The organism is Sphingomonas sp. (genome assembly GCF_036269755.1).
In the GTDB taxonomy this organism is placed as follows: Bacteria; Pseudomonadota; Alphaproteobacteria; order Sphingomonadales; family Sphingomonadaceae; genus Sphingomonas.
In genome coordinates, this window is sequence record NZ_DATBDV010000018.1 from 97,889 (window position 1) to 109,568 (window position 11,680).

10 protein-coding genes are annotated in these 11,680 nt (G+C 66.5%); 8 read left to right on the top strand and 2 right to left on the bottom strand.

All coding sequences use genetic code 11. The annotated features are described in order from the left end of the window. Positions 1–17 precede the first annotated feature (17 nt). Genes VH326_RS11390 through nadB form a run of 4 tightly spaced genes read left to right on the top strand, consistent with a single transcriptional unit; the run spans position 18 to position 3,671 of the window. The gene (locus VH326_RS11390) at positions 18–707 is read left to right on the top strand and encodes a hypothetical protein (RefSeq protein ID WP_329631940.1); all 690 of its coding nucleotides are present in this window, start codon (positions 18–20) and stop codon (positions 705–707) included. A gap of 36 nt (positions 708–743) precedes the next feature. Then, positions 744–1,712 carry an ABC transporter ATP-binding protein gene (locus tag VH326_RS11395; RefSeq protein WP_329631941.1) on the top strand — a complete coding sequence of 323 codons (969 nt, stop codon included), beginning with the start codon at positions 744–746 and terminating at the stop codon, positions 1,710–1,712. Beyond that, positions 1,699–2,100, top strand: a complete 402-nt coding sequence (locus VH326_RS11400; protein ID WP_329631942.1) for an endonuclease domain-containing protein — start codon at positions 1,699–1,701, stop codon at positions 2,098–2,100. The genes VH326_RS11395 and VH326_RS11400 overlap by 14 nt, the downstream gene beginning before the upstream one ends. After that, positions 2,097–3,671 carry an L-aspartate oxidase gene (gene nadB, locus VH326_RS11405; protein ID WP_329631943.1) on the top strand — a complete coding sequence of 525 codons (1,575 nt, stop codon included), beginning with the start codon at positions 2,097–2,099 and terminating at the stop codon, positions 3,669–3,671. The genes VH326_RS11400 and nadB overlap by 4 nt, the downstream gene beginning before the upstream one ends. Here nadB and VH326_RS11410 read toward each other — a convergent pair. After that, positions 3,668–4,882 (bottom strand): sodium:proton antiporter, encoded by a 1,215-nt coding sequence (locus VH326_RS11410; protein WP_329631944.1) that lies wholly within the window; start codon positions 4,880–4,882, stop codon positions 3,668–3,670. The genes nadB and VH326_RS11410 overlap by 4 nt on opposite strands. A gap of 198 nt (positions 4,883–5,080) precedes the next feature. On the opposite strand from VH326_RS11410, the gene VH326_RS11415 reads away from it, so the two are divergent. From VH326_RS11415 to VH326_RS11430, 4 genes are all read left to right on the top strand, one after another. Next, entirely contained in the window at positions 5,081–6,181 is a 1,101-nt protein-coding gene (locus VH326_RS11415) for a serine hydrolase (RefSeq protein WP_329631945.1), read from the top strand. A gap of 87 nt (positions 6,182–6,268) precedes the next feature. Continuing rightward, on the top strand, positions 6,269–9,052 hold the full coding sequence (polA, locus tag VH326_RS11420; RefSeq protein ID WP_329631946.1) for a DNA polymerase I: 2,784 nt from the start codon (positions 6,269–6,271) through the stop codon (positions 9,050–9,052). Then, positions 9,049–9,453: a hypothetical protein gene (locus VH326_RS11425; RefSeq protein ID WP_329631947.1), complete on the top strand. Its 405-nt coding sequence runs from the start codon at positions 9,049–9,051 to the stop codon at positions 9,451–9,453. The genes polA and VH326_RS11425 overlap by 4 nt, the downstream gene beginning before the upstream one ends. Continuing rightward, positions 9,450–10,952, top strand: a complete 1,503-nt coding sequence (locus VH326_RS11430; protein WP_329631948.1) for a lipopolysaccharide biosynthesis protein — start codon at positions 9,450–9,452, stop codon at positions 10,950–10,952. The genes VH326_RS11425 and VH326_RS11430 overlap by 4 nt, the downstream gene beginning before the upstream one ends. Positions 10,953–11,067: 115 nt before the next feature. Here VH326_RS11430 and VH326_RS11435 read toward each other — a convergent pair whose 3' ends face one another. Next, the gene (locus VH326_RS11435; RefSeq protein WP_329631949.1) at positions 11,068–11,673 is read right to left on the bottom strand and encodes an ankyrin repeat domain-containing protein; all 606 of its coding nucleotides are present in this window, start codon (positions 11,671–11,673) and stop codon (positions 11,068–11,070) included. Positions 11,674–11,680: the final 7 nt, after the last annotated feature.

Consider the following 11,680-nt stretch of genomic DNA (forward strand, 5'->3'; position numbering starts at 1 on the left):
GGCCGCACCATGAAGAGATGACCGCCTTGTTCCGCTTCGTCCCGCTCGCGCTGTTCGCGGCATTTCCCGTTTTCACCCCGACAGCGGGCAAGCCCGCGGCCAAGAAACCGTCGGCCGCCAAGCCGGCGCCGGCCAAGGCCAAGCCCGTCGCCAAACCAGCCGCCAAGCCCAAGCCCAAGACGCCGCTGATGGCGATCTCGCCGCTCAGCCACGATGAGAAAGACGGGTTCGGCGTGCTCCAGGTCGCGGTGCCCGATGCTGCCAAGTTCATCGCCGCATGGAAACTGGGCGCGGGCGGCAACACCGCGACGACGCGCACCGTCGCCAACCAGCCGCTCTTCACCTTGCTGATCATTCGCGGGTGCAAACCCAACCCCGATGGCAAGTGCGACGTCGTCGCCGATTTCGTCATCCACCGGCCCGACGGCACGATCAACGAGGACAACAAGCAGGTCGAGGTGTGGAACAAGGCCGCGCCCGCCGACCCCAAGAAGCCGTATCTCGGCGACGGCGCGCTCGGCTACGGCGTCGACGACGACGGGCCGTTCGGCGATTATCGCGTGGTTGCGACCGTGACCGACCGAGTGGCCGGCGTATCGGTCACGACCGAGGAGACGCTGACGATCGCGCCCGCGCCCGGCGCGAAACCTCCCGCACCCGCCGATCCCGCCGCGCCCGCCGGGCCGGCCGAGCCGCCCGCAAAGTAACTTGCGTCCGCCGCTTGCAAGCCTAAGTCCGCGGGCATGACCGACGCCGCCCCAGAAGCCGCCATCGTGATCGACCAGCTGTGCAAGACCTATCAGGGGGGCAAGCAGGCGCTCGACGGCGTGAGCTTCGCCGTGCCGCGCGGCAGCATCTTCGGGCTGCTCGGCCCCAACGGCGCGGGCAAGTCGACGCTGATCAACATCCTGGCGGGGCTCGTCAACAAGACCAGCGGGCACGCCTCGATCTGGGGGTTCGACGTCGACGATCATCCGCGCAACGCCAAGGCGTCGATCGGCATCGTCAACCAGGAAATCACCTTCGATCCGTTCTTCACCCCATTTGAGACGCTCGAGATCCAGGCCGGGCTGTACGGCGTTCCGAAAGCCAAGCGCATCTCGATGGAATTGCTCCGCGCGGTGCATCTCGAGGACAAGGCCAGGGCCTATTCGCGGACATTGTCGGGCGGGATGAAGCGGCGGCTGATGGTCGCCAAGGCGATGGTCCATTCGCCGCCGGTGCTGGTGCTCGACGAGCCGACCGCGGGCGTCGATGTCGAGCTTCGCCAGCAATTGTGGACCTATGTCCGCGCACTCAACGATCGCGGCGTGACGATCGTTCTGACCACGCACTATCTCGAGGAAGCCGAGCAATTGTGCGACCGCATCGCGATCATCAACCATGGCCGCGTCATCGCCAACGAACCGACCCGCGACCTGGTCGGGATGGCGCAGGAAAAGGTCGTCGCGCTGACCGTCGATCGCGACGTCGCGACGCCGCCGAGCGCGACCTGCTTCCAAAAGGTCGAGCTGAAAGGCGAGCGCGTGCTCGAAATCACCTATCGCAAGGACCAGGCGAATGCCGGCCAAGTGCTCGCGGCGGTGCAGGGCGATGGCTACGGGATCGTCGACGTCTCGACCAAGGAGCCCGATCTGGAGGATGTGTTCCTCAATCTGACTCGCTCGTCTCCCCTCCCGCTTGCGGGAGGGGTCGGGGGTGGGCCTGTCTAAGAAGCCCGAATGGCGCAATCGCGACACCGGCCGCGCGCGCAAATTGCGCGAGGAAGCGACCGCGCACGAGCGCACCTTGTGGCGCTATCTGAGCAACAGCCAACTCGGGCACAAATTCAGCCGGCAGATTCAGATTGGCTCATTCTTCGACGACTTCGTGTGCCGGCGTGCCAAGTTGATCGTGGAGTTGGATGGGCATTCGCACGATTTGTCGATCGAGGCGGACGGGCGGCGCGATCGGTTTCTCCGTAGCGAGGGCTTTGAAGTTCTGCGGTTCAGCAATGAGGATGTGGTTGGGAACGTCGAAGGCGTGGTGAGCGCAATCACCGCGGCGCTGGCGGACAGGCCCACCCCCAGCCCCTCCCGCAAGCGGGAGGGGAGAGGATGAATTCCGACGTCCTGATCATCGGCTCGGGCGCGGCCGGACTCACCGCGGCGCTCAACCTGGCCGAGCGATTTCGCGTCACGGTGCTTGCCAAAAGCGGGCTCGCCGAAGGATCGACCGCGTGGGCTCAAGGGGGGATCGCGGCGGTGCTCGAGCCGGGGGATACGTTCGAGAGCCATATCGAGGACACGATGATCGCCGGCGCGGGGCTCAACGATCGCCGCACGGTCGAGTTCGTGGTGGAAGGCGCACCGCGCGCGATCGAGCGGCTGATCGAGCTCGGGGTGCCGTTCAACAAGCAAGGCGCCGACCTTCACCTGACGCGCGAAGGTGGCCACAGCCATCGCCGAATCGTCCACGTCAATGACGCGACCGGCTGGGCGGTGCAGGAGGCGCTGCTCGAGGCGGCGGCCAGGCATCCCAACATCACGCTCGTCCCCGACAAGGTCGTGATCGACCTCGCCACGTCGCGCCACGAGGAGCGCTATTCGGGCGCGGGCAATGTGTGGGGCGTCTATGCGGTCGACCGCGCGAGCGGGCGAGTCGAGCTGTTCACCGCCAACGCGACGATCCTCGCGACGGGTGGTGCCGGGCGCACCTATCTGTTCTCGACCGCGCCGCGCGGCGCGACGGGCGACGGCATCGCGATGGCGTGGCGCGCGGGGTGCCGCATCTCGAACATGGAGATGATGCAGTTCCACCCGACCTGCCTCTACAACCTGACGGTCAAGAACTTCCTGATCACGGAAGCCGTGCGCGGCGAGGGCGGGCAGCTCAAGAACCCGAAGACCGGCCACCGCTTCATGCCCGATGTCGATCCGCGCGCCGAGCTCGCGCCGCGCGACGTGGTGGCGCGGGCGATCGACGCCGAGATCAAGCGCGACGGGCTCGATTACGTCCATCTCGACATCAGCCACATGGGCGCCGAGTTCGTGACTCACCATTTCCCGACGATCTACGAGAAGCTGCTCGGGCTCGGCATCGACATGACCAGGGAATCGATCCCGGTGGTGCCGGCGCAGCATTATACGTGCGGCGGGATCATGATCGACCTCGACGGGCGCACCGACTTGCCGCACCTCTATGCCGCGGGCGAATGCACGCAGTCTGGGCTGCACGGCGCCAATCGCCTCGCGTCGAACTCGCTGCTCGAATGCTTCGTGTTCGGCGAGGCATGCGCGAAGCATATCAACGCGAACTGGGACGACCTCCCGCCGCCGCCCGCGATCCGGCCGTGGGACGAAAGCCGCGTGACCGATTCGGATGAGGAAGTGGTGATCCAGCAGAACTGGACCGAGATCCGCCGCTTCATGTGGAATTATGTCGGGATCGTGCGCACCACCAAGCGGCTCGAGCGCGCCGCGCACCGCATCCGCACGCTGCGCGGCGAGGTCGCCGATTATTACGGGCATTTCCGCGTGACGCCCGATCTGATCGAGCTGCGCAACCTGCTCGAATGTGCCGACCTCATCGTGCGATCGGCGCTTCATCGCCACGAATCGCGCGGGCTGCATTTCACGCTCGATTACCCGCACAAGCTGGCGGTCGCGGCCGATACCGTGCTGACGCCCTAGGCCCGCGGTTCTGTCTCCGGCCCAGGCTCCGGCTTGTTCAGCCCGAGCTTTCCGATCAGCCACGGCATCGTCAGCCCCTGCACGAAGATCGAGACCGCAACGACGGCGAAAGCGACGACGACGATCTCGTCGCGCTCGCGGATCGTCCCCGGCAAAGCGAGCGCCAGCCCGAGCGCCAGCGCACCGCGCAGCCCGCCCCAGAACAGCACATGCTTGTACGCCCACGGGATCCGCAGCGAACTGCGCGCGAACGCCAGCGTCACCGGATAGACCGCGACCGCACGCCCGAGCAGCGACAGCGCCACCGCGAGCACCGCCGATTCGATCACGATCAGGATCGGCATCGTCGCCTCGCGCCCGCCGATCAGCATGAAGATCAGCGAGTTGATCAGGAACGCGACATATTCCCAATGCCGCAACACCGAAGCGCGGCCCTGAGTCGTGAACGCGCCGAGCAAGCCCCAATTGCCGACGATCATCCCGGCGGTCAGCGTCGCCAGCACCCCCGATGCGTGGAAATGCTCGGCGACCAGGAACGAGCCATAGGCGATCAGCATCGTCAGCGTGATCTCGACCAGGAAGTCGTCGCTGCGCCCCGCGAGCAGGATCAGCGGCACCGCCACCGTCGCGCCGGCGACTACGCCGCCGGCGACCGTGGTGAACAATTGCAGCCCGATCGCGCCGGGGCCGGCCGCGCCGCCGCCGGCGACTCCGACCAGAATCGCGAAGCCGACCGCGGCGACGCCGTCGTTGAGCAAGCTTTCGGCCTCGACCAGCAAGTGGAGCCGGTCGGGCACCTTGACCTGCCGGAACGTCGCGATCACCGCGACCGGATCGGTGGCGGCGATGAGCACCCCGAACAGCCCCGCGCCGATCCAGCTCCAGCCGCTCAGATAATGCATTCCGACGGCGACGGTCCCGGCGGCGAGGATCACGCCGAGCGTCACCAGGGCCAGCAGCAACGGCATGTCGCGGCGGAACGGCCGCCACGGAATCTGGATCGCGGCTTCGAACACGAGCGGCGGCAGGAACACGAAATAGATCAGGTTGGGCGTGAGTGGCGGTGAACTGCCCGGCGCGAGCAAGGCCAGCGCGATCCCGGCCGCGACCAGCCCGACGCTGTACTGCAGGCGCAGCCGCCGAGTGACGATAGCGACGATCGTCGCGACGAACAGCAACAGCCCCAGGTTCTGGAAATCGAATCCCTGCATCGCCCAATCCTAGCGATCGTCGAGCGCCGCCGACACCCGTTGGCGGCGTTTTCCGGGAATGTCGTTTCGCCTCATCGCGTTAGCGTTGCTCAATCCGCCGCTTTTCAGGCGCGGTTCATCGCTCAACGCGCAAATTGGGGATTCCTCAACCAAGTCGGCCGATACAGTATCTCCCGGCAATGTAAGCAGGCGGGGCGCATGAGTTATTCGGTGAAGCGTATCCAGATCGTTCTAGGCGCGGTGGCGGGGCTCGCCATCGCCGGCTGCGCGTCGGACAGCATGTCGTCGCGAGTCGCGCGCGCCGCCCCACCGCCGCCGGTGGTGTTTGCCGCGCCGGCGCCCGTCGTGCGGCCGCTCCCGCCCAGGCGAGTCGCCCCGCCCGAGGCGCTGGTCGCCCTGGTCCAGACGCTGACTCGCGATTTCGGCGGCAAGGTCGGCGTCGCGGTGCGCAGCATCGACGACGACTGGACGGTAACCTCGAACGGCGACCTCAAGCTCCCGCAACAGAGCGTGTCGAAGCTGTGGGTGGCGATGACCGTGCTCGATGCACGCGACCAGGGCAAATTGACGCTCGACGACCCGATCACGGTCCGCAAGGAAGATTTGACCTTGTTCCACCAGCCGATCGCGGCGCTGGTCAAGGACGAGGGGTATCAGACGACGATCGGCGGTCTGCTCCAGCGCGCGCTGACGCAAAGCGACAACACCGCCAACGACCGGCTGCTGCAATATGTCGGCGGCCCCAATGCGGTGCGCGCGTTCCTGGCGAAGAAGGCGATCGCCGACATCCGTTTCGGCCCCGGCGAGCGCGCGCTGCAGAGCCTGACCGCGGGGCTCCAGTGGAAGCCCGAATATTCGCGCGGCAACGCATTCGAACAGGCGCGCGCGCGAATTCCCGCCTCGACCCGGATGGACGCGTTCGAATCCTATATCGCCAATCCGCCCGACGGCGCCGCGCCCCGCGCGATCGCGACGGCGCTCGCTCGATTGAAGCGCGGCGAGTTGCTGTCGCCCGATTCGACGCAATATCTGATCGGCACGATGGAATCGTCGCGCACCGGCCGCCAGCGGATGCGCGGCGCGGTGCCGCCGGGCTGGACGTTCGGGCACAAGACCGGGACCGGGCAGAATTTCGGCAGCCGCACGGCGGGGTATAACGATGTCGGCTTCCTGGTCGCGCCCGACGGCAAGGCCTATGCGATCGCGGTGATGATCGGCGACACCGACAAGACGATCCCCCAGCGTCAGGAACTGATGCAGGCAGTCGTGCTGGGGGTGGTGACCAACTATCGCGGGTAGCTTTGGCGCCACAGTCGTGCGCTGATCGCCGCCCGGTTCGTCCAAAGGCTTTGTCCCACGCGCCGGCTAGGCTATCGCACTCCCACGATGCCTCACCTCTATCTCGTCGACGGCTCCGGCTACATCTTTCGCGCCTATCACCGCCTGCCGCCGCTCACCAACAAGCATGGCGAGCCGGTCGGCGCGGTGTACGGCTATACGACGATGCTGTGGAAGCTCGCCGACGAGCTGCACAAGGCTGACGGGCCGACGCACATGGCGGTGATCCTCGACAAGTCGAGCCACACCTTCCGCAACGAATTGTACGACCAGTACAAGGCGCACCGCCCGCCGCCGCCCGAGGACCTCGTCCCGCAATTCCCGATGATCCGCGACGCGACTCGCGCCTTCTCGCTGCCGTGCATCGAGGAAGAGGGGCTCGAGGCCGACGACATCATCGCCTGCTACACGCAGGCCGCGCTGGCGCAGGGCTGGTCGGTGACGATCGTCAGCTCCGACAAGGATCTGATGCAACTGATGACCGATCCGTCGGTCGACATGTACGACACGATGAACAACCGGCGGCTCGGGCCGGACCATGTGATGGAGAAGTTCGGGGTAGGGCCCGAGCGATTGGGCGACGTGCTCGCGCTGATGGGCGACAGCGTCGACAACGTGCCGGGGGTGACGGGGGTCGGTCCCAAGACCGCGTCGAAGCTGATCCTCGAACATGGCGATCTCGAGGCGGTGCTCGCCGCCGCGCCCGACATGAAGCCGGGCAAGCTGCGCGACAATCTGATCGAGCAGGCCGACAATGCCCGGCTGTCGAAGGTATTGGTCACACTCAAGTGCGATTCACCGCTGCCGCATCCGCTCGACGAGCTCGAACTGCAGGGGCTGCCCGAGCCGCCCTTGCGCGCGTTCCTCGAGCATCACGGCTTCAAGTCGCTGGTCGCTCGGCTCAGCCAGGTCGCCGACGCGCCGGGCGAAGAGCCGGCGCCCGGGCTCCCCGGCGTTCCCGAGGAGGAGGACCCGCCGTGCGACCATGACGGGTACGAGACAGTGGTCGATGTCGAGGCGCTCGAGCGCTGGATCGAAGCGGCGCGCTACCAGGGCTTCGTCGCGATCGATACCGAGACGACGGGGGTCGATGCCACTCGCGCCGAATTGGTCGGGGTGTCGATGGCGCTCGAGCCCAACCGCGCCTGCTACATCCCGCTCGGGCATGGCGGCACCGACATGTTCGCGGAAAAACCGGTCCAGCTCGACCGGGACGTGGCGCTGGCGCGGCTCAAGCCGCTGTTCGAAGACCCAGGCGTGCTCAAAATTGGCCACAACCTCAAATACGATCTGATCGTGCTCGGGCGCTGTTGTCCGGAATTGGGCGGGCTCGATGTCGCGCCGTACGACGACACCATCGTGATGAGCTTCGACCTCGACGCGGGGCTGCACGGCCACGGCATGGACGAGCTCGCCGCGACACATCTGTCGCACAGCTGCATCGCGTACAAGGATGTGGTCGGGACGGGGAAGAAGCAGCTCGGATTCCACGAAGTCGATCTCAAGGCCGCGACTCGCTACGCCGCGGAGGATGCCGACGTGACGCTGCGGCTGTGGCGGCGGTTCAAGCCGCGACTGCCCGCCGAACAGGCGACGCGCGTGTACGAGATGGTCGACCGCGCGCTCCCCGCGGTGATCGGCCGGATGGAGCGCCACGGGATCAAGGTCGACCAAGCCAAGCTCCACCAATTGTCGACCGATTTCGCGCATCAGATCGCTGCGCTGGAGGAGGAGATCCACGGCCTCGCCGGGTTCAAGTTCACCATCGGTAGCCCCAAGCAGCTCGGCGACGTGCTGTTCGACAAGATGGGCATCAAAGGGGGCCGCAAGGGCAAATCCGGCGTCTATTCGACCGACGCCAACGAGCTCGAACGGATCGCCGCCGACAAGGATTCGCCCGGCCGCGAGATGGTGGTCAAGGTCCTCGACTGGCGCCAGCTGACCAAGCTCAAGAACACCTATACCGACGCGCTGCAGGATCAGATCAACCCGGCGACGGGCCGGGTGCATACCAGCTACAGCCTGACCGGCGCGCAGACCGGGCGGCTGTCGTCGACCGACCCGAACTTGCAGAACATCCCGATCCGCACCGAGACCGGGCGCCAGATCCGCGATGCGTTCGTGGCCGAGCCGGGCAACGTCATCCTCGCCGCCGATTACTCGCAGATCGAGCTTCGGCTGGCGGCGCACATCGCCGACGTGCCGCAATTGAAGGATGCGTTCGCGAGGGCGGACGACATCCACGCGCTGACCGCGCAAGAGTTGTTCGGCGAGGTCAATCGCGACACGCGCGGGCGCGCCAAGACGATCAACTTCGCGATTCTCTACGGCATTTCGCGCTGGGGCTTGGCGGGGCGGCTCGACGTGACGGCGGACGAAGCGCAGTCGATGATCGACCGCTATTTCGAGCGCTTCCCCGGCATCCGCAATTACATCGCGAACACGATCAGCCAGGTGCGCGAGCGCGGCTATACCGAGACGTTGTTCGGGCGAAAGACGCACTTCCCGCGGATCAAGTCGAGCGTCCAGCACGAGCGCCAGGGCGCCGAGCGCGCCGCGATCAACGCGCCGATCCAGGGCACATCCGCCGACATCATCAAGCGCGCGATGGCGCGGATGGAACCGGCGCTGGCGGCGGCGGGGCTGACCGGCACGCGGATGCTGCTCCAGGTCCATGACGAACTGGTGTTCGAGGTGCCCGAAAGCGAGGTCGAGGCCGCCAAGCCGGTGATCGAACGAGTCATGGCCACTGCCGCCGAGCCCGCCATGCCGCTCAGCGTCCCGCTCGCGATCGATATCGGCACCGGCCCGAGCTGGGGCGCGGCGCATTGATCATCCTTTTCTTCGCGTCGGTAATCCTATCTGCCAGGCCGATCGACCATAAACCGATAGATATGGTGGCTGCGGAGACCGCGTTGGGCGCGGTGACGGATGCGGTCGCGTCGGGCAAAGTGATACCCTTGTACCTCCCGAATTCGCTGTATCGGGAGGGAGAAGATTCCGACGTTTCCGAGGCGAGAATCCGCAGATTCGATCTGGGTAAGCTCGTCTATTTCCGTGTTTCACGTTGCGCCGAGAGATGGCGGCGCAACAAATGTGCGGAGTTCCTGTTCGACCATGGGCGCGGTGACCGGGGCGTCGAAAACATCGAGGTAGAGATTGGCGGAAGCGCCCTTCGAACTGCGGCCGACGTCAAGGCTATCCGAATTTCGCAATTTGTCTTGCCTCAATGACTGACGCAGCGCCCCCCGACGAAATCAGCGCGCTCGCCAAGGGCGGGCGGACCAATATCGGCGGGTTCGCGATCCGGCTGATCGCGCGGATGCCGTTCCTGTTCATTGCCGGGCGGCTATACGGGCCGGACGCGGTCGGGCGCTACGCACTCGCGGTGGTGGTGATCGAACTCGGCGCGCTGGTCGCGACGCTGGGGCTCAAGCGCGGCCTCGCGCTGGCGCTGGCGGAGAGCAAGGAAGAGGCTTGCACCGTGTGGGACGCGCTGTTGCTCGCGGCGGTCGTGGGTCTGGTGGTCGGCGGCGTGCTGTTCGCGTTCCCGCAGCTAATGTTCCCGGATGGCGACATTACGGGGTTCGACCGCTGGTTTGCCTGGACGATCGTCGCGATCGCGTTGTCAGACGTCGCGCTCGCCGCGCTCGCCTATCGCCTCAACGTCAAGGCGTCGGTGACCGCGCGCGCGATCATCGAGCCGTGGACGATTTCGATCGCGGTTCTGGTCTATTATTATGTCGCGCGCGAGAATGGGCTGACGCTCGCTTACATGACTGCGCTCGGCGCGGCGATGGTCGCGTCGCTGGTGCCGATGGTGCGCAGCTATGGCTGGCCGCGAGGCTGGCGGCCCAACCCCGGGCGGGTCGCGGCGATCGCCCGGCGCAACGCGCCGCTCGCCGGCGCCGAGACGATCGAATGGGGCACGCGCAACGTCGACCGCTTCATCATGGGGATGATGTTCGAGCCGCGTTACGTCGGCATCTATTACATGGCGCAGCAGATCAGCTCGATCCCCCAGAAGCTGAAAACCAGCTTCGACCCGATCCTGGGGCCGGTGATCACGCATAGCCTAGCGCGCGACGACCACGCCGCGATCGCGCAGCAAGTCCGCCAGGTCGGGTTCTGGATCATGTCGGCGCAAGCGATCGTGGCGCTGATGGGATCCATACCGGGCGAGGCGGTGATGGGGCTGATCGGCCCGCAATTCGTCGCCGGCACCGCGGCGCTCGGATTCCTGTTATGGGGCGAGGTGCTGGCGACGCAGGGCGCGGTCAGCGAGGCGGCGCTGGTCTATATCGCGCGGCACCGCAACCTGATGATCTCCGCGGCGATGCTGGCGTTCCAGATCGCATTGAGCTTCGCGCTCATTCTCGCGATGCGCCGGCTCGGCTGGCCGCGCAATTACCAGGCGGCGGGGCCGGCGGTGGCGCTCGCTTTCTCGTTGACGATGACGTCGCTGATCAAGGCCGGCGTGCTGCGTCGCTTGCTGGGCGCGCGCGTGCTCGCGTGGCGCTGGTCGTTCGTCGGCGCGATCGCCGTCGCGGTGCTGGTGGGGACCGCGTTCACGTGGCTGCCCAAGCGTTACGAATGGGTCGAGCTGGTGGTCGGCGAGCCCGCTCTGGTCGCGGCGTTCGTGTTCGTGCTGTGGCGCTGGGCGTTCAAGCCCGAGGATCGCACGCTGTTCCAGAAGCTGCCGCGCGGTACGCCGGAGCCGATCGCGGCCTAGTCCGGTTCGGCGCCCGCTGAACGAGCGGTGCCGGCCCGCGCGCCCCACCCGACCGCCCATGGAATATCCTGATTGGGCGGCCGGGTGGGGGCGCGGGCTGGTACCGCGAAAAAACCTAAAGCGTCGGCCCCGAAACCGCGCGGCGCGCCTTCTTCGGGACGCCCTCGAACATCTTCGCGATCGCCGGGCTGCGCGTGTCCTCCATCGCGTAATCGCGCGCCGACTTCCCCGCGCGGATATCGGACTGGTCGGGGTTGGCGCCCGAATCGAGCAGCACGCGGACCAGCCCCTGATTGCGTCGCTGCACCGCGAGGATCAACGGCGTGTCGCCGCCCGAATTGCCGATATTGGGGTTGGCCTTGCCCGCGATCAGGATCGGGACGAGGTCTTCATACCCGTACTGCACCGCGAGCAACATCGGCGTGTTGCCGTCCTTGTCGCGGATGTTGGGATCGACCCCGTCCTGCGCCAGGAAATAGCGGACGTATTTGGCGTCGCCGCGCTTGACGACGATCGCGAGCGCGCCTTCGCCGGTCGACGGGTCTTGCGTGTTGATGATGCGGTTGCCCGGCTTGGACAGGATATCGATCACCTCCTGCCCCTTGTCGTTGCGCACCGCCTGCAGGAATGTGTAGCCCGGCGAGCCGGCAAGCTGGGCGAAAGCGGGAAGCGGCGCGGCGAACAGAATGCCGGCGAGGGCTAGGCGAAGGAAAATGGTCATGGCTGGT